A 20697-nucleotide genomic window follows, 5' to 3' on the forward strand; every position below is an offset into this window, starting at 1 on the left:
AGGTCCGGCAGGTCCGGCCGGCCCGGTCGATCCGGTGGGTCCGGTCGATCCGGCCGGTCCAGCCGATCCAGCCGATCCAGCCGGTCCAGCCGGTCAGCGGACTTTCGCGTATGCCGGTTCGCGGCGCTCGGTGACCTGCGGGTTGCGGGACTTGAGGACCAGCCAGCCGATCCACAGGGCGAAGGCCCAGCCGGCCATGACGTAGAGGCAGACGCGGGAGTCGGCGTCGTAGGCGATGAGGCCGGTGACGAAGAGCAGGAAGGCGATGGCCACGTAGGAGCACTTCGCGCCGCCGGGGGCCGGGAAGGACGAGGCCGGGAGGCGGCCCGCGTCGACCGCGCGGCGGTAGAGGACGTGGCTGATCAGGATCATCAGCCAGGTCCAGATGCCGGCGGCGGTGGCCACTGAGGTGACGTAGCCGAAGGCCTTCTCCGGGACGACGTAGTTGAGGACCACGCCGATGCCCATGAAGGCGACGGAGATGGTGATGCCGAGGGCCGGGGTCTTCGAGGCGGAGAGGCGGCTGAAGGCCTTCGGGGCCTCGCCGTTGTCGGCCAGGGTGCGCAGCATGCGGCCGGTGGAGTACATGCCGGAGTTGCAGGAGGAGAGGGCCGCGGTGAGCACCACGAAGTTGACGATGCCGGCGCCCGCCGGGATGCCGATCTTGGCGAAGGCCTCGACGAACGGGCTGACGCCCGGGGCGAATTCGGTCCACTTGACGACGCAGAGGATGACGGAGAGAGCGCCGACGTAGAAGAGGGCGATGCGCCAGGGCAGGGTGTTGATCGCCTTGGGGAGGGTCTTCTCGGGGTCCTCGGACTCGCCCGCGGTGACGCCGACCAGCTCGACGGCGAGGTAGGCGAACATGACGCCCTGGAGGGTCATCAGGGAGGAGCCGATGCCCTTGGGGAAGAAGCCGTCGAACTGCCAGAGGTTGGCGACGGAGGCGGTGTCACCGGCCGAGCTGAAACCGAAGGTGAGCACGCCGAGGCCGATCACGATCATGCCGATGAGGGCGGTGACCTTGACCATCGAGAACCAGAACTCGATCTCGCCGAACAGCTTCACCGAGATCAGGTTGGCCACGAAGAGCACGACGAGGAAGACCAGGGCCGTGGTCCACTGCGGGACCGACGGGAACCAGTAGTTGACGTAGATGGCGGCGGCCGTGAGTTCGGCCATGCCGGTGACCACCCACATCAGCCAGTACGTCCAGGCGGTGAAGTAGCCGAAGAACGGGCCGAGGAATTCCCGGGAGTACTCCGCGAAGGAGCCGGAGACCGGGCGGTACAGGAGCAGTTCGCCCAGTGCCCGCATGATGAAGAAGATGATCACGCCGGCGAGGGCGTACATGAGGATGAGGCTGGGGCCGGCCTTGGCGATGTTCGCCCCGGCTCCCAGGAAGAGGCCGACGCCGACGGCGCCGCCGATCGCGATCATCTGGACCTGGCGGCTGCCGAGCCCGCGCTCGTACCCCTCTTCGGGGGTCTTGTCCGTCTCTTCGACCTGAGCGGAGGTCATGTGTGATGTGCCTTTCGCCGAATCCCCCCGTGTGCGGTCGTGAAGATCTATCACGGTCACTTCGGTGATCGACGTGGGCGTTTGTGGCACACACCACAGGAAGAAGCGGACAAAGAGCGGCCGGGATCGGCATAACCGGCCGTCGCGGTGACGTGATCGTTATCCGGATTTGAGCGTCCGCTGAGCAAACACGGAACGCCTGCCCGTCACTGCGTCAGCGTGGCGACGAGGGTCTCCTGGAGGCCGCCCAGCCAGAGGTACGCCATCACCATCGGCTTGCGCGGGTCCTCGTCCGGGAGCCGGTAGAGGTCGTCGGTGTCGTCCTCGTCGGTGATGTCGAGGCGTGAACCGATCGCCAGGCGCAGGTCGTTGAGGGAGCCGAGCCACTGCCGGGACTCCTCGGCGGTCAGCTTGAGGACCGCGCCGCCGTCGCCGCTGGGGGTCAGCGAGTCCAGGGTGCGGACCACCGCGAGGGCGTTCTCGCGCTTGCCGGCCCTGAGGTCGTTCTCGGTGAAGCGGCGGAACTCCGCGGAGTGCGCCAGCTTCTCCTCGGCGTCCTGCGGGGAGTCCGGGGCCTGCTCCGGGTCGGTGTAGGCGTCCGGGAACAGGCGCCTGAGCACCGGGTCGGCGGGCGGTTCGCTCGGGCCCTCGGCGAAGAGTTCGGCGAGCGGGTCGCCGGGGGCGTCCTCGCCCGGGCCCGGGCCGATCAGCTCCAGGAGCTGGACGGCCAGCGACCGGATGATGGAGATCTCGACGTCGTCGAGGGCGACGGCGGCACCGCCGCCGCGGAGCGGTTCGAAGTGTCCTGGCATCGGGATGTGTCGCTACTTCCGGTCCTGCTGGAGGGTGGCCCACAGACCGTAGCCGTGCATGGCCTGCACGTCGCGTTCCATCTCCTCGCGGCTTCCGCTGGAGACGACCGCGCGGCCCTTGTGGTGGACGTCCTTCATGAGCTTGGTGGCCTTGTCCTTGGAGTAGCCGAAGTACGTCTGGAAGACGTACGTCACATAGCTCATCAGGTTGACCGGGTCGTTGTGCACGATCGTGACCCAGGGGACGTCGGGCTCGGGTACGGCGAAGACCTCCTCCGCCGACTCGGTGCGTTCGATCTCCAGGGGTGCGGGTGACGTCACATCGCCCATGCTGCCACCAGAAGGGGGTCCCCGCACAAACGGACCCCACAAATCGTCAGAGTGACGAGATGGGAGTACCATCCCTTGCCATGAACACAGCGGACCTTGGGCTGCCGGTGGACGTTCCCTCGACGGCGCTCTTCACCGACCACTACGAGCTGACGATGCTGCAGGCCGCCCTCAAAGCGGGGACGGCCGACCGGCGTTCGGTCTTCGAGTGCTTCACCCGACGACTGCCCGAGGGCCGCCGCTACGGCGTCGTCGCGGGCACCGGACGCGTCCTGGACGCGGTGGAGAACTTCCGGTTCGACGCGGACGTCCTCGGCTTCCTGCGCGAGCGGAACGTCGTCAACGAGGAGACCCTGGAGTGGCTCGCCTCCTACCGCTTCAGCGGTGACGTCTGGGGCTACCCGGAGGGCGAGGTGTACTTCCCGGGCTCGCCGATCATGCGGGTCGAGGGCTCCTTCGCCGAGTGCGTGCTGCTGGAGACCGTGATCCTCTCCATCCTCAACCACGACTCCGCGATCGCGGCCGCCGCCTCCCGTATGGCGTCGGCCGCCGGTGACCGCCCGCTGATCGAGATGGGCGCCCGCCGCACCCACGAGCTGGCCGCCGTCGCCGCCTCGCGCGCCGCCTACGTCGGCGGTTTCGCCACCACCTCCGACCTCGCGGCCGGCTTCCGCTACGGCATCCCCACCGTCGGCACCTCCGCGCACGCCTTCACCCTGCTCCACGACACCGAACGCGACGCGTTCCAGGCCCAGGTGGACTCGCTGGGCCGCAACACCACCCTGCTCGTCGACACCTACGACGTCACCGAGGCGGTCCGTACGGCGGTCGAGGTCGCCGGGCCCGAACTGGGCGCCGTCCGCATCGACTCCGGCGATCTGCTGCTGGTGGCGTACCGGGTACGGCAGCAGTTGGACGAGCTGGGCGCCCGTGACACGAAGATCATCGTGACCTCCGACCTGGACGAGTACGCCATCGCCTCGCTGGCGGCGGCGCCCGTGGACGCGTACGGCGTCGGCACCCAGCTGGTGACCGGCTCCGGGCACCCGACCTGCTCGATGGTCTACAAGCTGGTCGCCCGCGCCGAGTCCGCAGACCCGAAGGCGCCGCTGGTGCCGGTCGCGAAGAAGTCCCTGGGCGGCAAGACCTCGATCGGCGGGCGCAAGTGGGCCGCGCGGCGGCTGGACGGCGACGGGATCGCGGAGGCCGAGGTGGTCGGCACCGGGCCGGTCCCCGCCGAACTGGCCGACCGGCAGCTCCTGGTGGAGCTGGTCAAGGGCGGCGAGGTCGTCGCCCGCGAACCGCTGGACGTCGTACGGGACCGGCACGCGGTGGCGCGGGCCAACCTGCCGTTGTCGGCGACCCAGCTCTCGCGCGGGGAGGCCGTCATCCCCACGGAGTACGTCCAGGGGCGTCCGGGTAGCTAAGTCAGGCCCGAAAAACCGGGGTGCGCCCTCCCGTAGTGCCGCCGGAGTCTCTAGGCTCGAATCTCACTCACCGTCGAAGGACACCCACCATGCGCCGCGCCTTGATCGTCGTTGACGTGCAGAACGACTTCTGCGAGGGAGGCAGTCTCGCGGTGGCCGGGGGTGCCGACGTGGCCGCCGCCGTCACCGAGCTGATCGGGCAGGCGCCCGCCGGCTACCGGCATGTCGTGGCCACCCGCGACCACCACATCGCGCCCGGCGGCCACTTCGCCGACAACCCCGACTTCGTCCACTCCTGGCCAGCGCACTGTGTCGCGGGCACGGAGGGCGTCGGCTTCCACCCGAACTTCGCGCCCGCGGTCGCCTCCGGCGCGATCGACGCCGTCTTCGACAAGGGGGCGTACGCGGCGGCGTACAGCGGGTTCGAGGGGCAGGACGAGAACGGCGTGCCGCTGGGCGACTGGCTGCGGGCCCGGGAGATCGACGAGGTGGACATCGTCGGCATCGCCACCGACCACTGCGTGAAGGCCACCGCCCTGGACGCCGTGCGGAAGGGCTTCCGCACTCAGGTGCTCCTGGACCTCACCGCCGGGGTGGCGAAGGAGACCACCGACCGCGCGCTGGAGGAACTGCGCGCGGCCGGTGTGGAGTTGACCGGGAAGCCGGTCGTCTAACAGCCGCGTTTGAGGGTGAAGCTGAAGTCGCCGGAGAGCCTGCCGGACAGGCGGACCGCCGACACCAGGTTCCCCTCCGCGAGCAGCCTTCCGGCCGCGGCCCGCGAGAGGCCGCATCCTTCGGCGATCAGCCGCAGCGGGCGCACGGGTATCGGCGCCGCGAACCGGACCGAGACGTCGATCACCTCGCGGTCGAGGTGATCCGGTCCGCCGGTGTCCAGGCGCCAGGCGCCCTCCCAGTCGAGGGCGACGCGGTTGCGGCGCCGCATGAGCGGGTCCTGGAGCAACTCGGCTGCCAGGAGCGGGTCGTTGGCGTGCAGCCGGTCGAGCAGCTCGGGTCGTACGGAGCGCACGTTCGTCCGCTCCAGGACCGTGAGGCCGGTCGTCTCCCCGCAGGTGGTGCAGAGCGCGAGGAGCCAGACGTCGAGGAGCTTGTGGTGGGCGTTGACACGGAACTTGCCGTCCGCCCGGAAGCGGTCGGACGAGCACGCGTGGCAGCGGCGGATGACGAGGGGGAGGCAGGTGGGCATGACCACCCAGCGATTGAGCACAGGAGTACACCGGTTCCAGTGAGAAGTCCGCAGCAGGAAGCGGCGCGGCGCACAGGCGCGACGCGCGACAGATCAGCTCTCGGGGGGTCTCACACGGTGTACAACGGCACGCCCTTCCCTGGACGAAGAGATTCGCAAGGACGATAGAGGCATACGGCGGCGCCGCTCCACCGGTTTTCGGAGCGGCGCCGCCCGCCGGTCAGACCGGGGCCTTCTCCGGGTCGTCCGTGGGCTCCGTGGGTTCCGTCGCCGGGTGTTGGCGGCTGAGGGTCTCGCCCTCGATGTCGACGTTCGGGAGGAGTCGGTCCAGCCAGGCCGGCAGCCAGGAGATGCGGTCGCCGAGGATGGCGAGGACGGCCGGGACGAAGGCCATGCGGACGACGAACGCGTCGAAGAGGACGGCGATCGCGAGGCCGAAGCCGATCATCTTGATCATGGAGTCGCCGGCCGTGATGAAGCCCGCGAAGACCGAGATCATGATGAGGGCGGCGGCGGTCACGACCCGGGCGCTGTAGCGGAACCCGGTCGCGATCGACGCGTGGGCCGCGCTGCCGTGGACGTAGGCCTCGCGGATGCGGGAGACGAGGAAGACCTCGTAGTCCATGGCCAGACCGAACACGATGCCCACCAGGAAGATCGGCATCAGGCTCATGATCGGGCCGGTGGTCTCCACGCCGAGCAGGCTCGCGCCCCAGCCCCACTGGAAGACCGCCACCACACAGCCGAGCGCGGCGAGCACCGAGAGCAGGAAGCCGACGGCCGCCTTGATCGGGATGACGATCGAGCGGAAGACCAGCAGGAGGAGCAGGACCGCCAGGCCGACGACCACGATCAGGTACGGGACCAGGGCGCCGCTGACCTTCTGGGCGACGTCGATGTTGAGGGCGGTGGTGCCGGTGACCTCGAAGGTCGCGCCGGGGGCCGCCGCCTCGACCGTGGAGCGGTCGTCGCGGATGGTGTGGACGAGGTCGACGGTCTTCTGACTGGTCGGCGCCTCGGCCGGTACGGCGGTGAACAGGGCGGTGTTTCCGGCCTGGTTGAAGCGGATGGGCGAGACGGAGACCACGCCAGGCACCGCCGCGATCCGCCGCTCGACGGTGGCCGCCGCGGCCTTGGGGGCGGTGGCGTCCGAAAGGTCCACGACGACGGTCAGCGGGCCGTTGAAGCCCGGGCCGAACGCGGTGGCGAGGTCGTCGTAGGCACGGCGTTCCGTGGTCGCGGTGGACTTGGCCTCGTCGCCGGACTGGCCGAGCTGCAGGCCGATCACGGGGAGGGCGAGGACCACCAGGCCGGCGACCGTACCGAGCAGAACCGGCCAGGGGTGGCGCAGGACGACCCCGGCCCAGCGGCTGCCCATGTTGCCGGCCACGCCCTGGATGCGGCGTCCGGTCGTCTTGTAGCGGCGGGAGAGGACGGCCCGGGGCCAGAAGCCGAGCAGGGCGGGGACGAGGGTCAGCGCGATGAGGACGGCGATGACGACCGCGCCGGCCGCGCACAGGCCCATCTTGGTCAGCAGCGGGATGCCCACGACGGAGAGACCGGCCAGGGCGATGACGACGGTGAGACCGGCGAAGACCACCGCCGAGCCCGCGGTGCCGACGGCGAGGCCGGCCGCCTCCTCGGTGGTGTGGCCGTTGGCGCGTTCCTCGCGGTAGCGGAAGACGACGAACACCGCGTAGTCGATACCGCAGGCCAGGCCGAGCATCGTGGCGAGGGTGCCGGTCGTGTCGGAGAGGCCGAGGGGGCCCGCCAGGGTGGTGATCGCGGTCATGGAGATGCCGACGCCGAGGATCGCGGTGAGCAGCGGGAGTCCGGCGGCGGCCAGTGAACCGAAGGTGATCAGGAGGACCACGGCGGCGATGGCGACACCGAGGACCTCGCCCACTCCGCCCGCCGAGGGGTTGGCGGCCAGCGCGGTGCCGCCGATCTCGACGGTCAGACCGGAGTCGCGGGCCTGCGCGGCGGCGTTCCTGAGGTTGTCCTTGGCCGCGTCGGTGAGGTCGTTGGCCTGCACCGTGTACGTGATGGTCGAGTAAGCGGTGCTCGCGTCCTTGCTGACCGCGTCCGCCTGGAAGGGGTTGACCGCGCTCGCGACCTGGGGCCCGCCGGAGACCTCGTCGACGAGCCGGACCACGGCCGCCCGGTCCTTGCCGGTGGTGATCTTCTGTCCGTCGGGGGCGACGAGGACCACGCGGGCCACGGCGCCGTCCGCCTGCGCTCCGGGGAAGCGCTGCTGGATCAGGTCGAAGGCCCGCTGGGACTCGACACCGGGGGTGGAGAAGGTGGTGGCGGGCGCTTCGGCGGCCTTGGCGGAGGCGAAGCCGAGGGCCGCCAGGATCACCACCCAGAGGATGGTCACGTACCAGCGCTTACGGAAGGCCAAGCGGCCCAGACGGTAGAGGACGGTAGCCACGGAACGGCCTCCGCTGCGGTCTAGGGTGCCCCGAGCCATCCCAGCATGGGGGCGATCGCCGCGAGCCGCCTGTCGAGCGGGTGGCGCCCCTCACGCCGGGGCCGCGGGCCTCCGCAGCAGCGCCCGGATCGGGTGCCACAGCTCCTGGGGCAGCTCCGGGCCGGCGCTCACGACAGCGTTGTCAGGGGCCGTACGCCATATCAGGCCGTCGGGGTGGTGCAGTACGGCGGTGATCTCGTCCGGGGTCGGCGGGGAGCCGTTGCCCCGCAGGTAGACGGCCCGCATACCGAGGTTGCGGAGCCTGGTCAGGGCCCGGGCGCGGTTGCGGGCGTGGACGAGCACGCGGACGCAGCCGTCCCCCTGGGCGGTGGGTCTTGGCAGGTTCAACGCCACCACCACGCTGCCTGTGGGCAGCTTGCAGAAACCTCCTGCGGACAATGCGGTCACACCCCCGTGCGAGTCGGTGTCGATGTCGGTGTCAATAAGGCAAGCACAGGACGCACCTAAACACGTATCGGCGGCGACCCGCCAGGGGGTCACCGCCGATACGCCTCTGACCTGCTGTTTTACCGACTACTTGACCGAGGGGCCGACCTGGACGCTCACCGTCGAGCCGTTCAGCGGCTCCTTGACGATCTTGATCCGGGTGTTGGTGTCAGTGATCTTGACACCGGCTGTCGGGTTCGACATGTCGTAGTAGGTCGACGTCCCGTCGTCGAAGACGGGGACGCCGGGCTGCGACTTGACCTTGGTGGCCACGTCCGCGTTGTGCAGCGTCATCGAGTCCGTCCGGTACAGGCTGAACGGCGAGTCGTAGGCCTGGACGCGGTTGCGCATCAGCGTGCCATCGGACCACTTGAGCTGCTTCGGGTGCGAGTCGATCGGCAGGATCAGGCCCTCACCGGCGTGCGCGCTGGTGTTGTCGTCCGTCTGCGAGGTGTCCCACTTCCAGATCAACAGGCCGTTCTGGTAGGCGTAGTGCTCCACCCAGTCCGGACGGGTCGTCGAGAAGCCGAAGTTGTACGGGCCGACCTTCAACACCTTGTCGTACGACACGTATTGACGGTTCTCGGCGATGTAGTACTGCGCGTAGTCGTCCGTGAAGGACGCGCCGATGCGCGAGAAGCCCTTCGCGGTCCAAGCGGCGTCCGCGGACTCGGCGTTGTCCGAGAAGAGGGTCGCGCCGTCGGCGGTCACCGTGATCTCGTCGGCCGCGAAGCCCTTCTGCGCCACCCCGCTGTCCGTCTGGTAGCGGAAGCGGACGTCGATCTTCTGGCCCGCGTAGGCGTCCAGCGGGTACGTCAGCTTCTGGTACGCGGCCGCCGTTCCGGTGAGCGCGGGGTTGCCGCTGCCGTCACGCGGGATGGCGGAGCCGTCGGCCAGCTTGCCGTCGATCGGGGTCCAGCTCGTGCCGCCGTCGGTCGACACCTCGGTGTAGAGGAAGTCGTAGTCCTGCTCGGCGTCGTACCAGCCGTCCAGGGTGAGCGCGGCGGACGACTTGCCCGTCAAGTCCACCGACCGGGAAAGGGTGTTGCTCAGGTCGTTGCCGCTGCCGCTCCACCACTGGGTGGCACCCTGCGCCGGGGCGACCACGTCCGTGGTGACCGCCTTCTCGGGCAACTGCACCACCAGCGCCTGCGGGTTCTTGGTGTTGTACTCCGCGACGCCCAGCGTGTGCTTCGACTTGGTGCCGGCCTTGGCCACGTCGTAGTCCAGCCAGCCCAGTTGGAGCTTGTCCCAGGCGTTCATGTCGCCGGGCAGGTCGCCGATGGCGTCCTTGCCGGTGCCGAGCCAGGAGCCGGAGGACATCAGCGTCCAGAACCCGGTGGAGTTCTCGCCGCCCGCGGTGTCGTACTCGTCGGGCAGGCCGAGGTCGTGGCCGTACTCGTGGGCGTAGACGCCGAGTCCGCCGTTCTCCGGCTGGATGGTGTAGTCGCCGACCCAGACGCCGGTGTCGCCGACCTGGGTGCCGCCGAGCTTGTTGGTGTCCGGGCCGGTGGAGCCGGCGTCGGTGCCGAAGGCGTACCAGCGGTGGGCCCAGATCGCGTCCTCGCCCTGCGCACCGCCGCCGGCGGACTCGTCCTCACCGGCGTGCACGATCTGGAAGTGGTCGATGTAGCCGTCGGGCTCGTTGAAGTCGCCGTCGCCGTCGTAGTCGTAGCGGTCCCACTGGTCGAATTGGGCCAGCTCAGTCTTGATCTCGGCGGCCGTATCGCCGGCCGCCTCGCGCTGGGCGACCCAGGCGTTGACGCCGTCCTGGACCGCGTACCAGGCGCCGGTGGAGGCCTTGTTGGAGCCGTAACGGGCCTCGTTGTAGGGGACCTTGACCCAGTCGGTGACCTCGCCGTCGACCGAGTAGCGGCCCGAGGACTGCCTCTCGTAGTACTTCTTGAGCGACTCGGTGTTCTTGCCGGTGCCGAAGTACAGGTCCTGGAAGTGCGCCTGGTTGTAATCCGCCTGCCAGGCCGTGGAGTTGTCCTTCGCGCGGTCGGGCGCGGCTATCTGGTTGTGCAGCGGGCCGGCGGTGCCGCCGTAGCGGGTGTCCACCTGGTCGCCGAACTCGACCAGGATGGTGAAGATCTTGTCGGTCTTCTCCCGGCCCAGCTCTACGTACTTGCTCTTGCCGCCCTTGCTCTTGAGCTGGACGACCTTGGAGCCGTCGCGGTCCTTCACCGAGGCCTTGCCGGCGATGACCTGGTTCAGGGCCTCCTGGCGCTGAGCGTCCTGCGTCTTGCTCAGCGGGCCGTCGAGGTCGTGCTCCTTCTGCGCGACCGGCGCGGGGTCGTGCCGGTCCACACGGGCGGAGTCGGCCGTGGTGCCTGCTTCGGCCACGGCGAACGTCGAGAACGTGGCGGTGGCCGCCGCGAGGGCCACGCCCACCGCGGCCGCTCTGAACGTCCAGGGTCTACTGGTCACTTGAGGTCCTCCCCTGCGCACCCGACCGCGCGGAAGGGGGGTCCTGGAAGTCATGGAAGGTCCGCGCGCGGTGTACGCGTGATAGTCAAGTGCCGTTATTTGACTAGAGGTTTACGAGAAAAGACAGATCTTGACTTGAGCAGGACAAGTGCACTATGCGAAGCGGGAGTCCGCTTTACGGACACCCGGGGCCGACTCGTACATCGCTCAACAGGCGCGTACATCCGTCCACTTGGTGGACGGTATGACTCCGTGCGCCCCCCATGCTCCGGAGCCGTGTGTTAGGTCACGCTTACTGCGCGTTCCACTCGGGCATGCAGGCGAATAGAGTCGATTGGCGGAACGCCAGGAACCGGCGGAAAGCCAGGCCGACATCCTTGTCGCACCCCCGTTTCATAGCTCCCCTCCACCCCCTAACGAGGACTCGATTGCCATGCCTCGTCCGACTGCCGCACAGCTCGCCTACGGCTCGTTCACCGTGATCTTCTCGACGCTCGCCATGCTGCTGCTGTCACAGACGAGTTCGGGTCTGGGCATCGCGGTCATCGCCTTCGCGGCGCTCGCCCTCGGGCTGCTCGTCTCGCTGACGGTGCCCCAGCCGAAGGCCCGCACAGCCGCCGCCCAGCCCGCGGCCCCGGCCGCCGTTCCGGTCGCTCCGCGGCATGTGCGGGTGTCGGTGCGGCGCGAGACCGTGTCCGCCGCCGCCGTGTCCGCCGCGGAGCCGGTACGGGAGCGGAGCACTCCCTAGACCAAGCACAAGCGCAAGCACAAGTCCCGGCTCAGCAACGCGAATCGGCGGGTCCGTTGACCACGGACCCGCCGATCGCTGTGTACCCGCCGCCTCAACGCGTGCTGACCACCACCGTCTTGGCGGCCTTGTCGTGCAGGCCCTGCTTGTACGGCTTGTCGAAGAAGCTCCAACCGCCGCTGATCGCCGTCCAGATGCAGGCGCAGCAGAACGCGAACGGGATCCACAGCACCGCCGCGCGGATCAGGTTGGTCTGCACGGAGGGCGTCGAGCCGTTGTCGAGGTTGGCCACCCGCAGGCCCAGCCACTTCTTGCCCAGCGTCTGGCCCGACTTGGCGAGCATCACGGTGTCGTAGCCGATGTAGAGCACGGCCGCCGTCAGCGACTGTCCGAGCGACTTGGCATAGGACATGTTGTCGGAGTTCACGTCGTACTCATGGACGCCGAAGGCCCAGGTGAGCAGCCAGACGACGATTCCGACCAGGATCATGTCGATGATCCGGGCGAGCGTGCGCCGGCCGCTCTCGGCGAGCGGGGGCATGCCGGCGAGGGGGTCGGTGGGGTAGGAGCCGCCGCCGTACGGATCACCGCCGTACGGCTGGTTTCCCTGGTCGTACGGTGAGCCCGATCCCTGGCCAGGAGGGGGCTGCTTCCTGAACGGGTCGTCTTCCGGCGGCTGCTGGCCGGAGCCCGGAGGCGGTTCGGTGCTCATGGCCCGAGTCGACCGCGAACGCCCCGGCTCCGCATCCGGCGAGCGGCCGTCCGAGGTACGGAATCAGGTACCCCGGACGACGTATCCCCCTATGCCGCTACGAACGTATGTGCTGCCTTGTCGTGCCAGCACTGGTGCCACGGCCGGTCGAACAGACACCAGGCGACGCCGACGATCCCGATGCCGAGCAGGCCCGGGACGCTGTACACCAGCCAGCGCCGCAGCGCGCCGCCGAAGGTGGGCGGCTCGTGGCTCTCGATCCCGCGGACCTCCAGACCGCAGAGCTTCTTGCCCAGGGTGCGGCCCCACTTGGCGGTGGGCAACGCCTCGTAGAGGACTCCGACGACCAGGAACACGGCGAGGACGATGCCCAGGTAGAGGGCCGTGGTGCCGTCGAGCAGCCAGACCGTTTCGGTATGTCCGGAGAGCTTGGCCGCGTCGATCTTCTCGTTGATGTGGTCGGCCGCCCTGGTGCCGAGCGGGACGGCGGCCGCGGCGGTGACCGCGCCGAGCACAAGCGTGTCGACGAGCCGGGCGAGCAACCGCTTCCCCAGCCCCGCGGGCCGGGCCGCCGCCTGCCGCCGCGCCGCCGCCTGGAACACGTCCTCCACGGGCGGCTTCCAGGGCGCTACGGCCCCGTCCTCGTCCCCCGCCAGCCGATGCACCTGCTGCGCCCACGAGGGCTGCCCACCACCGGCACCGGCGGCCATGGGCGTCCCCTGCGGCTGCACCGGGCCGCCCTGCTGGGGCACACCGGGGGCGGCCTGCTGCGGCCCGGAGAGGGCCGTGGGAGCGACGGAGGCGGACCCCGCCTGGGATGCGGCAGCGCGGGCGGCCGCCGCCTTTCCAGCGCCGAAGCCGGGGCCGGAGGGGTCGCTGGAGGAGACGTTCCCACCGACCCCCTGCGAACCGGGGCCTCCGGCGGCGGAGCCGGTTCCTACGGGGCCTTGCACACCGGGGCCTCCGGCGGACGAGGGGGCTCCTGCGGGACCTTGCACACCGGGGCCTCCGGCGGACGAGCGGGACCCTGCGGGACCCTGCACACCGAGGCCTCCAGCGGACGAGCCGGCCCCTGCGGGCCCCTGCGCACCGAAGCCACCGGCACCGGGGCCGGACCGCGCCGAACCCTCCGAGCCGTAGCCACCGGCACCCGGACCTGACCCCGCCGGTCCCTCCGAGCCGTAGCCACCGGCACCCGGACCTGACCCCGCCGGTCCCTCAGAGCCGTAGCCGCCAGCACCCGCGCCTGATCCCGCCGAGCCCTGCGGGCGGAAGCCGCCGGCGCCCGGACCTGATCCCGCCGGTCCCGCCGCACCAAAACCACCGGCACCCGGGCCGGACCCCTCACGACCCTCCTCACCGAACCCACCGGCATCCGGGCCGGACCCTGCCGACCCCCGCGCACCGAAGTCGCCCGCGCCGCCCGCGTTCCCCGCGCCCCCGCCCTGCGCCCCCGGCGCCCCACCCTGTTGGGGTGTGCGCGGGGTCGGGCGGCGGAAAGTTGTTGTGCCCTCGTCGGGGGTGTCCGTGCCCGGGGTGGGGCGGCGGAAGACGAAGGTGCCGGGGTTGGGGGGTTCCTCCTGCGGGGCAGGGACCCGGGGGTCCGGGGCGCCCCAGGAGACGCGGCGGTCCTGGTCGCCGCCGAAGCCGCTCTGGTGGGAGCGGTCCGCGCCCCACGCCGCCGCCGGCTCGGGGCGGCCGGCCGGGCCCGGCGCGGGGTCCTCGTCGAAGAAGTGCGGGCCGGTCTCCTCGACGGGCGCGGTCAGCGGCAGCCCGTCCGACGGTGCCGGGCGGCTGGTGCCGGGCACCCAGGCCGTGCCGTTCCAGTACCGGACGTATCCAGGAATGGACGGGTCCGGGTAGTACCCCTCGCGGGGCCTGTCGTCACCGGGTGCCGGGGTTGGGGCGCTCATGTCCGTCGTCCCGTATCTGCTCGGAGGTCAAAGGGGGTGTCCACATCTATCAGACCCGAGCAACCGCCACTGCCCGTCCCGTCCGACCCACCCCTTTCCGGGCAACCTCGTGCACGGAGTCCACACGCCCGGAAAAAAAGTTTCCCGAACTCGCGTAATGCTTCGCGCCGCACGCCCTCTCCACTCGTACGGGCCCACCGCGGGCCCCGTCGACGAGAGGAGACCCACGTCATGCACACAGTGGTGGAGCGGGAGTTGGAACTGCAGCTCATCCTGTCGCCGGAGCGGAGCATTCCGGTCCCGGCCCGGCTCAGCTACCGCACCGACGATCCGTACGCCGTCCACATCACCTTCCACATCAACTCCGACCACCCGGTGAACTGGACGTTCGCCCGCGAACTGCTCGTCGAGGGGGTGTTCAGGCCCTGCGGCCACGGTGACGTGCGGGTCTGGCCGACGAAGGTGGCGGGGCGCAGCGTCGTCCTGATGGCGCTGAGTTCACCCGACGGGGACGCCCTCCTCCAGGCCCCGGCGGCCCAGGTGTCCGCATGGCTGGAGCGCACCCTCCGGGTGGTCCCCCCGGGCTCTGAGGCGGAGCAGCTCGGCATCGACGACGGCCTCGCCGAGCTGCTCGCACCGACCCCGGCCGACGACCTGTGGCTGCGCGACCCGTGGCCCTCGGACGAGTCGAGGGACGGGGAGTGAGCCGTACGAAGAACAACAACAAGAGTGAACGTCAGAACAGCTTGCCCGGATTGAGGATCCCCAGCGGGTCGAACGCCGCCTTGACCGCCCGCTGCATCTCCACGCCCACCGGGCCGATCTCGCGGGCCAGCCACTCCTTCTTCAGGACGCCGACGCCGTGTTCGCCGGTGATGGTGCCGCCGAGTTCCAGACCGAGGGCCATGATCTCGTCGAAGGACTCGCGGGCGCGCAGGGACTCGTCGGGGTCCTGCGCGTCGAAGCAGACGGTGGGGTGGGTGTTGCCGTCGCCCGCGTGGGCGCAGACGCCGATCGTCAGCCGGTACTTCTCCGCGATCCGTTCCACCCCTTCGAGCATCTCGCCGAGCCGCGACCGGGGCACGCACACGTCGTCGATCATCGTCGTGCCCTTGACCGCCTCCAGCGCCGTGAGCGACAACCGCCGCGCCTGGAGCAGCAGTTCGGACTCCGCCGCGTCCTCGGCGGGCACCACTCCGGTCGCTCCCGCGGCCTCGCAGAGCGCTCCTACGGCGGCCAGGTCGGCGCCCGGGTCCGCCGTGTCGAAGGCCGCGAGCAGCAGCGCCTCCGTGGTCTCCGGCAGTCCCATGTGCGCCAGGTCGTTGACGGCCTTGACGGTCGTACGGTCCATCAGTTCGAGGAGGGACGGGACGTGCCCGCCCGCCATGATCCGGCACACGGCGTCGCACGCCGCCGCCGCGGACCCGAACTCGGCGGCCAGCACGAGCTGCCCGGGTGGCTGCGGCTTCAGCGCCAGGATCGCCTTCACCACGATCCCCAGCGAGCCCTCGGAGCCGACGAACAGCCGGGTCAGGTCGTATCCGGCGACGCCCTTGGCCGTCCGCCGGCCCGTGCTCATCAGTCGGCCGTCCGCGAGGACGACGTCCAGGCCGAGGACGTACTCGGCGGTCACCCCGTACTTGACGCAGCACAGCCCGCCTGAGGCGGTGCCGATGTTGCCGCCGATCGTGCACATCTCCCAGCTGGAGGGGTCGGGCGGGTAGTACAGACCGTGTTCGTTGACGGCGCGGGAGAGCGTCGCGTTGACGACGCCCGGCTCGACGACGGCGATGCGGTCGACCGGGCTGATCTCCAGGATGCGGTCCATCTTGGTGAGGGACAGCACGATGCAGCCCTCGGAGGCGTTGGCCGCGCCCGACAGGCCGGTGCGGGCGCCCTGCGGGACGACCGGGACGCGCAGCTCGGTGGCGACCCGCAGCACGTGCTGGACCTGTTCGACCGTGCGCGGCAGCACGACGACGGCGGGCGTGCCGGACGGGCAGAAGCTCGCCATGTCGTTGGCGTACGAGACCGTGATGTCCGGGTCGGTGAGCACGGCCTCGGCGGGGAGGCCGGTCAGCAGCCGGTCGAGAAGGGTTCCGGTGTCGTGGTCGCGAGGCGCTTCGATACGGCTCATGATCACAGCGTCGCACTCGCGGCCATCGGTGTGAACCCGTCCACGCGAGGCTTTGGGTGCCTGGGTGTGGTCGTCGTACTGACGCAGAGTGAGCGCCATGGAGAACGAACAGCGCGGCCCGGGCACGTCCCTGGTGGCGGAGGTGCGCAGGCGCCGCTCCCCCGTTCTGCGGCGGGTGCTGATCGCCTCGGTCGCCGGGTGTGCCGTCGTCGGCGGGCTGCTGTGGCTGCTGCCCGAGGAGCCGCGCCCGGCGCCGCCGCCCGCGCCGGGGCCCAACGCGCAGGCGCTGACCGCGGTCACCGCCGGGGTGCCGGCCGCGCTGCCCGACCTGGCCGCGCTGATCGGCGACCGGGAGGCCCGGGTGCGGGTCCGTCCGAGGGACGCGCGGTCGTGGGCGGTGCTCGGGTCGGCGTATGTGGAGCAGGGGCGGCGGACCGGGGAGGCGCTGTACTACCCGAAGGCCGAGCAGGCGCTGCGGACCTCGCTGAAGGTGCGGTCGAGGGGGAACGACGCGAGCGCCGTGGCCCTGGACGGGCTGACGGCCCTCGCGAACGAGCGGCGGGACTTCCGGGCGGCGCGGACCTGGGGCGAGGCCGCGGTGAAGCTGGCGCCGAAGCGGTGGACGACGTATCCGCTGCTGATCGAGGCCTACACCGGCCTCGGCGACTACAAGGCGACCCGGCGGACCCTCGACAAGCTGCTGGAGCTGCACACCGGGCCCGCCGTGATGGCGCGGGCCGCCGCCGTCTACCGCGACCGGGGCTGGCGCGAGGACGCCGCCGCCCAGCTCGCCGACGCGGCCGCGAAGGCGACCGCGCCGGCCGAGCAGGCGGCTTGGTGGCAGCGGGCCGGGGAGCTGGCCTGGGAGCGCGGGGACCGGGAGGTCGCGCTGCGGCACTTCGAGGCGGCCGTACGGATCGATCCCGACCAGCGGGAGGCGCTCGCCGGTGAGGGCCGGGCGCTGGCGGCACTGGGCCGCACCTCGGAGGCTCTGAACGCCTACCAGGTCGCCCTCGCCAAGCAGCCGACCCCCCAATACGCCCTGGAACTGGGCGAGTTGTACGAGTCGCTCGGTCTCGCACAGGCGGCCCGGGTGCAGTACGACACCCTGCGCACCCTGGTGGCGCAGGACACGGCGGGCGGGGTCGACGACGAGCTGGTGCTCGGCGTGTTCGAGGCGGACCACGGGGACGCGCTGGATGCCGTACGGCGGCTGCGGGGCGAGTGGACGCGGCAGCCGGGGATCGCGGTGGCCGACGCGCTGGGGTGGGCGCTGCACCGGGCCGGGCAGGACGCGGAGGCGCTGAAGTTCGCGTCGGTGGCGACGGACAAGGTGCACGGGGGCGGGGTGCGGGACGCGCTGTACGCGTTCCATCGGGGCATGATCGAGCGGGACTCGGCGAAGCCGGCGTCCGCGCGCCGGCATCTCCAGGAGGCGCTGCAGATCAACCCGTACTTCTCACCGCTGCGCGTGCCCCTGGCCCAGGCCGCGTTGGCGGGGCTGGGCGAACCGCCGGACGAGCCCCTGCCCTCGGACACTCCGGACAAGGACCCTCAGGACAAGGTGAGTTGAACCCCTGGCTCAGACCGCTGCCGTGCCGATCAGGGCGTTGCGGGTCACGAGGGCCGCGAGTTCGTCCTCCGTGAGGGACTCCGTGCCCTCGGGCCTGCGGGGCAGGACCAGGTAGCGGGTCTCGGCGCTGGAGTCCCACACGGTGATGTCCGTGGACGTCGGCAGGTGCAGCCCGAACTCGGCCAGCACCGACCGGGGTTCGCGGACCACGCGGGAGCGGTAGGCCTCCGACTTGTACCAGCCCGGGGACGGGCCGAGGAGGGCGAGCGGGTAGCAGGAGCAGAGGGTGCAGACGACGACGTTGTGGGTCGCGTCCGTGTTCTCGACGACCCGCAGCCGCTGGTACGAGCCGTCCATGTAACCGAGTTCCTGGACGGCCGCCGTGCCGTCCGCCAACAGCCGTGCCCGGTACGCCTCGTCGGTCCAGGCGCGGGCCACCACCCGCGCCCCGTTCACCGGTGACGCGCCCGCGAGGAAGGCGTCCAGCACCTCGTCGACCGCCCCGCCCGGGACGATGCCCTTCTCCTCCAGCAGGGTCTCAAGTCGCCTCACCCGCCGGGAGATCGAGGCGTCCGCGTGGTCACCGCTCATCGTCAGGCTCCTCCTCGCACGCCGCCAAGTAGCTTTCCCACAGGTCCAGTACGACGTGATGGTCGCCCTCGCCCCACAGGTCCCGGGCCGCGAACCGCACCGCGTACACCTGCTCCACCGGCGCGTCCCCGCGCCCCTGCGCACTGACGTCCGCCAACTCCGCGCGCCCTTCCGGCTCGACGACGACACCGGACTTGCCGCGCGCGTACCGGGGCAGGCGGGTGTGGTGCGGCGGGTCGTGCGGGAAGGTCCGGACGCGGGTGCCGGGCGGGAAGCGGTCAGTCATCCGGCTCCCCCAACTCCCCCGGTGCGATGACACCCTTGCGTTCCAGCAGGGCGGCGATCGCGGTGAACCAGCGTTCGTAGTACGACATCCGGAGGTAGGCGGCGGGCGGGATCGCCTCGATCGCGTCCCGGAACTCGTTGGTGTTGAAGATCCCTCGCGCGCGCAGGGCGTTGAACAGCCCGACGACCCGGGCCTCCCAGTCGGCGTGGAAGGGCTCGGGGTCGTCGGTGGTGTCGATGGCGCCGAAACCCTGGGTGCCACCCACGTCGTTGATCCTGGCCATGGGACCAGTGTCCTCCCAAGTCCCGCGCGGGACCCGTGAGTTACAGGTTGCCGCGCTTCTCCTGCTCCCGCTCGATCGCCTCGAACAGGGCCTTGAAGTTGCCCTTGCCGAAGCCCATCGAGCCGTGTCGCTCGATGAGTTCGAAGAACACCGTAGGCCGGTCCTGGACCGGCTTGGTGAAGATCTGCAGAAGATAGCCGTCCTCGTCGCGGTCGGCGAGGATCTTCAGTTCGCGCAGGGTGTCGAGGGGGACGCGGGTGTCGCCGACCCACTCGCCGAGGGTGTCGTAGTAGGAGTCGGGGGTGTCCAGGAAGCGCACCCCGGCCGCGCGCATCGTCCGTACCGTGCGCACGATGTCGTTGGTGTTGAGCGCGATGTGCTGGACGCCCGCGCCGCCGTAGAACTCCAGGTACTCGTCGATCTGGGACTTCTTCTTGGCGACGGCCGGCTCGTTGATCGGGAACTTGACCTTCAGGGTGCCGTCGGCCACGACCTTCGACATCAGCGCGCTGTACTCGGTCGCGATGTCGTCGCCCACGAACTCCTTCATGTTCGTGAAGCCCATGACCTTGTTGTAGAAGCCGACCCACTCGTTCATGTGGCCGAGTTCTACGTTGCCGACGCAGTGGTCGATCGCCTGGAAGGTGCGCTCGGCCGGGACCTCGACCAGCGGGTCGGCGGGGGTGAAGCCGGGGAGGTAGGGGCCGTCGTAGCCCGTGCGCTCGACGAGTGTGTGGCGGGTCTCGCCGTAGGTGGCGATCGCGGCGAGGACGACCGTGCCGTGCTCGTCCTTCAGTTCGTACGGCTCGGCGAGCGAGCGGGCGCCGTGCTCTACGGCGTAGGCGTACGCGGCGCGCGCGTCCGGCACCTCGATGGCGAGGTCGACGACACCGTCGCCGTGCTCGGCCACATGCCGGGTGAGGAACTCGCCCCAGGCGGTGACGGGCTTGACGACGGAGGTGAACACGAAGCGGGCGGAGCCGCTGGTGAGGACGTACGAGGCGGTCTCGCGGCTGCCGTTCTCCGGTCCGGAGTAGGCGACCAGCGTCATGCCGAAGGCCGTGGAGTAGTAGTGCGCGGCCTGCTTGGCGTTGCCCACGGCGAAGACGACCGCGTCCATTCCCTTGACCGGGAAGGGGTCGGCCTGCCGGGCGGTGTCGGGAGTGTGGTGAGTGGTCTGGGTCATAGTCGAAGGCTCTCCCTGCTCCGCAAGGTGCGCAATAGTTCGCGTATTCGCTGGGCATCTTGTTCAGTGATACGACCGTTTCGGCGGGCTTTCTGTACAGGATGACCATCCTCGGAGGCGGACACCATGGGGATCGATCAGCTCGACGGCCGGATCATCGTGCTGCTGGCCGAGGAGCCGCGGATCGGGGTGCTGGAGATGTCCCGGCGGCTGGGGGTCGCGCGCGGGACCGTGCAGGCGCGGCTGGACCGGCTTCAGTCGAATGGAGTCATCCGCGGGTTCGGTCCGCAGGTCGATCCGGCGGCGCTCGGCTATCCGGTCACGGCGTTCGCGACGCTGGAGATCCGCCAGGGCCAAGGGCCGGACGTCCGGGCGCACTTGAGAGCCGTCCCGGAGGTCCTGGAACTGCACACCACCACCGGCAGCGGGGACATGCTGTGCCGGCTGGTGGCCCGCTCGAACGCCGATCTCCAGCGGGTCATCGACCGGGTTGTCGGTTTTGATGGCATTGTCCGGGCCGCCACCGCGATCGTGATGGAGAACCCCGTTCCGCTGCGGATCATCCCGTTGGTGGAGCAGGCGGCCGAGGACCAGGAGAGGACGACCTGGCCGACGTAGGGGTGA

20 protein-coding genes are annotated in these 20697 nt (G+C 70.4%); 6 read left to right on the forward strand and 14 right to left on the reverse strand.

Going from position 1 to position 20697, the window contains the following annotated elements:
• Positions 1–93 precede the first annotated feature (93 nt).
• From AB0M63_RS34705 to clpS, 3 genes are all read right to left on the reverse strand, one after another.
• Positions 94–1521, reverse strand: coding sequence for an amino acid permease (locus AB0M63_RS34705; protein ID WP_355913273.1), 1428 nt, complete (start codon positions 1519–1521; stop codon positions 94–96).
• Positions 1522–1727: 206 nt separating this feature from the next.
• Positions 1728–2333: a DUF2017 domain-containing protein gene (locus tag AB0M63_RS34710; RefSeq protein ID WP_355913270.1), complete on the reverse strand. Its 606-nt coding sequence runs from the start codon at positions 2331–2333 to the stop codon at positions 1728–1730.
• A gap of 12 nt (positions 2334–2345) precedes the next feature.
• A complete protein-coding gene (clpS, locus tag AB0M63_RS34715; RefSeq protein ID WP_355913267.1) occupies positions 2346–2663 on the reverse strand; it encodes an ATP-dependent Clp protease adapter ClpS in 318 nt (105 codons plus the stop codon).
• An 80-nt stretch (positions 2664–2743) separates the two neighbouring features.
• Here clpS and AB0M63_RS34720 point away from each other — a divergent pair, with 80 nt between their 5' ends.
• Positions 2744–4090: a nicotinate phosphoribosyltransferase gene (locus tag AB0M63_RS34720; protein WP_366022127.1), complete on the forward strand. Its 1347-nt coding sequence runs from the start codon at positions 2744–2746 to the stop codon at positions 4088–4090.
• Between the two features lie 89 nt (positions 4091–4179).
• Positions 4180–4764: an isochorismatase family protein gene (locus AB0M63_RS34725; protein WP_366022128.1), complete on the forward strand. Its 585-nt coding sequence runs from the start codon at positions 4180–4182 to the stop codon at positions 4762–4764.
• Here the strand turns inward: AB0M63_RS34725 and AB0M63_RS34730 are convergent.
• The 4 genes from AB0M63_RS34730 to AB0M63_RS34745 all read right to left on the reverse strand — a co-directional run bounded on the left by AB0M63_RS34730 (position 4761) and on the right by AB0M63_RS34745 (position 10644).
• The gene (locus AB0M63_RS34730) at positions 4761–5294 is read right to left on the reverse strand and encodes a DUF1062 domain-containing protein (RefSeq protein WP_355913258.1); all 534 of its coding nucleotides are present in this window, start codon (positions 5292–5294) and stop codon (positions 4761–4763) included. The genes AB0M63_RS34725 and AB0M63_RS34730 overlap by 4 nt on opposite strands.
• Positions 5295–5514: 220 nt before the next feature.
• Positions 5515–7728 carry an MMPL family transporter gene (locus AB0M63_RS34735; protein WP_366022129.1) on the reverse strand — a complete coding sequence of 738 codons (2214 nt, stop codon included), beginning with the start codon at positions 7726–7728 and terminating at the stop codon, positions 5515–5517.
• A gap of 90 nt (positions 7729–7818) precedes the next feature.
• Positions 7819–8166, reverse strand: coding sequence for a hypothetical protein (locus AB0M63_RS34740; protein ID WP_355913252.1), 348 nt, complete (start codon positions 8164–8166; stop codon positions 7819–7821).
• Positions 8167–8301: 135 nt separating this feature from the next.
• A complete protein-coding gene (locus tag AB0M63_RS34745) occupies positions 8302–10644 on the reverse strand; it encodes an immune inhibitor A domain-containing protein (RefSeq protein ID WP_366022130.1) in 2343 nt (780 codons plus the stop codon).
• A 433-nt stretch (positions 10645–11077) separates the two neighbouring features.
• On the opposite strand from AB0M63_RS34745, the gene AB0M63_RS34750 reads away from it, so the two are divergent.
• Positions 11078–11392 (forward strand): hypothetical protein, encoded by a 315-nt coding sequence (locus tag AB0M63_RS34750; protein ID WP_355913245.1) that lies wholly within the window; start codon positions 11078–11080, stop codon positions 11390–11392.
• A gap of 94 nt (positions 11393–11486) precedes the next feature.
• Here the strand turns inward: AB0M63_RS34750 and AB0M63_RS34755 are convergent, their stop codons facing one another.
• Positions 11487–12104, reverse strand: coding sequence for an RDD family protein (locus AB0M63_RS34755; RefSeq protein ID WP_355913242.1), 618 nt, complete (start codon positions 12102–12104; stop codon positions 11487–11489).
• A gap of 89 nt (positions 12105–12193) precedes the next feature.
• Positions 12194–14017: an RDD family protein gene (locus AB0M63_RS34760; protein ID WP_366022131.1), complete on the reverse strand. Its 1824-nt coding sequence runs from the start codon at positions 14015–14017 to the stop codon at positions 12194–12196.
• Between the two features lie 231 nt (positions 14018–14248).
• Between AB0M63_RS34760 and AB0M63_RS34765 the strand changes: the two genes are divergently transcribed.
• Positions 14249–14722, forward strand: coding sequence for an SsgA family sporulation/cell division regulator (locus AB0M63_RS34765; RefSeq protein WP_366022132.1), 474 nt, complete (start codon positions 14249–14251; stop codon positions 14720–14722).
• Positions 14723–14753: 31 nt separating this feature from the next.
• Here the strand turns inward: AB0M63_RS34765 and AB0M63_RS34770 are convergent, their stop codons facing one another.
• On the reverse strand, positions 14754–16160 hold the full coding sequence (locus AB0M63_RS34770; protein ID WP_355913236.1) for an FAD-linked oxidase C-terminal domain-containing protein: 1407 nt from the start codon (positions 16158–16160) through the stop codon (positions 14754–14756).
• Positions 16161–16251: 91 nt separating this feature from the next.
• Between AB0M63_RS34770 and AB0M63_RS34775 the strand changes: the two genes are divergently transcribed.
• Complete coding sequence (locus tag AB0M63_RS34775) at positions 16252–17727, forward strand: tetratricopeptide repeat protein (RefSeq protein WP_366022133.1); 1476 nt, start codon at positions 16252–16254, stop codon at positions 17725–17727.
• Between the two features lie 9 nt (positions 17728–17736).
• Here AB0M63_RS34775 and nthA read toward each other — a convergent pair whose 3' ends face one another.
• The 4 genes from nthA to hppD are packed head-to-tail and all read right to left on the reverse strand — an operon-like array spanning position 17737 to position 20073.
• Entirely contained in the window at positions 17737–18318 is a 582-nt protein-coding gene (gene nthA, locus AB0M63_RS34780) for a nitrile hydratase subunit alpha (RefSeq protein ID WP_366022134.1), read from the reverse strand.
• Positions 18308–18604, reverse strand: a complete 297-nt coding sequence (locus AB0M63_RS34785) for an SH3-like domain-containing protein (RefSeq protein ID WP_355913228.1) — start codon at positions 18602–18604, stop codon at positions 18308–18310. Before AB0M63_RS34785 ends, nthA begins: the two co-directional genes overlap by 11 nt.
• A complete protein-coding gene (locus AB0M63_RS34790) occupies positions 18597–18887 on the reverse strand; it encodes a hypothetical protein (protein ID WP_355913226.1) in 291 nt (96 codons plus the stop codon). Before AB0M63_RS34790 ends, AB0M63_RS34785 begins: the two co-directional genes overlap by 8 nt.
• A 40-nt stretch (positions 18888–18927) precedes the next feature.
• Positions 18928–20073, reverse strand: a complete 1146-nt coding sequence (gene hppD / locus AB0M63_RS34795) for a 4-hydroxyphenylpyruvate dioxygenase (protein WP_366022135.1) — start codon at positions 20071–20073, stop codon at positions 18928–18930.
• Between the two features lie 126 nt (positions 20074–20199).
• On the opposite strand from hppD, the gene AB0M63_RS34800 reads away from it, so the two are divergent.
• Positions 20200–20691, forward strand: coding sequence for an Lrp/AsnC family transcriptional regulator (locus AB0M63_RS34800; protein ID WP_355913220.1), 492 nt, complete (start codon positions 20200–20202; stop codon positions 20689–20691).
• Positions 20692–20697: the final 6 nt, after the last annotated feature.

Origin of the sequence: Streptomyces sp. NPDC051576, assembly GCF_040681835.1 — a bacterium.
In the GTDB taxonomy this organism is placed as follows: domain Bacteria; phylum Actinomycetota; class Actinomycetes; order Streptomycetales; family Streptomycetaceae; genus Streptomyces.

Excerpts from the sequence above, each read along its gene's own strand:
- AB0M63_RS34705 (WP_355913273.1), bottom strand. The coding sequence starts at position 1,521 with ATGACCTCCGCTCAGGTCGAAGAGACGGACAAGACCCCCGAAGAGGGG.
- clpS (WP_355913267.1), bottom strand. The coding sequence starts at position 2,663 with ATGGGCGATGTGACGTCACCCGCACCCCTGGAGATCGAACGCACCGAG.
- AB0M63_RS34765 (WP_366022132.1), top strand. The coding sequence starts at position 14,249 with ATGCACACAGTGGTGGAGCGGGAGTTGGAACTGCAGCTCATCCTGTCG.
- AB0M63_RS34775 (WP_366022133.1), top strand. The coding sequence starts at position 16,252 with ATGGAGAACGAACAGCGCGGCCCGGGCACGTCCCTGGTGGCGGAGGTG.
- AB0M63_RS34725 (WP_366022128.1), top strand. The coding sequence starts at position 4,180 with ATGCGCCGCGCCTTGATCGTCGTTGACGTGCAGAACGACTTCTGCGAG.
- AB0M63_RS34790 (WP_355913226.1), bottom strand. The coding sequence starts at position 18,887 with ATGGCCAGGATCAACGACGTGGGTGGCACCCAGGGTTTCGGCGCCATC.
- AB0M63_RS34800 (WP_355913220.1), top strand. The coding sequence starts at position 20,200 with ATGGGGATCGATCAGCTCGACGGCCGGATCATCGTGCTGCTGGCCGAG.
- AB0M63_RS34720 (WP_366022127.1), top strand. The coding sequence starts at position 2,744 with ATGAACACAGCGGACCTTGGGCTGCCGGTGGACGTTCCCTCGACGGCG.
- AB0M63_RS34710 (WP_355913270.1), bottom strand. The coding sequence starts at position 2,333 with ATGCCAGGACACTTCGAACCGCTCCGCGGCGGCGGTGCCGCCGTCGCC.
- AB0M63_RS34785 (WP_355913228.1), bottom strand. The coding sequence starts at position 18,604 with ATGACTGACCGCTTCCCGCCCGGCACCCGCGTCCGGACCTTCCCGCAC.
- nthA (WP_366022134.1), bottom strand. The coding sequence starts at position 18,318 with ATGAGCGGTGACCACGCGGACGCCTCGATCTCCCGGCGGGTGAGGCGA.
- AB0M63_RS34755 (WP_355913242.1), bottom strand. The coding sequence starts at position 12,104 with ATGAGCACCGAACCGCCTCCGGGCTCCGGCCAGCAGCCGCCGGAAGAC.
- AB0M63_RS34730 (WP_355913258.1), bottom strand. The coding sequence starts at position 5,294 with ATGCCCACCTGCCTCCCCCTCGTCATCCGCCGCTGCCACGCGTGCTCG.
- AB0M63_RS34750 (WP_355913245.1), top strand. The coding sequence starts at position 11,078 with ATGCCTCGTCCGACTGCCGCACAGCTCGCCTACGGCTCGTTCACCGTG.
- AB0M63_RS34760 (WP_366022131.1), bottom strand. The coding sequence starts at position 14,017 with ATGAGCGCCCCAACCCCGGCACCCGGTGACGACAGGCCCCGCGAGGGG.
- hppD (WP_366022135.1), bottom strand. The coding sequence starts at position 20,073 with ATGACCCAGACCACTCACCACACTCCCGACACCGCCCGGCAGGCCGAC.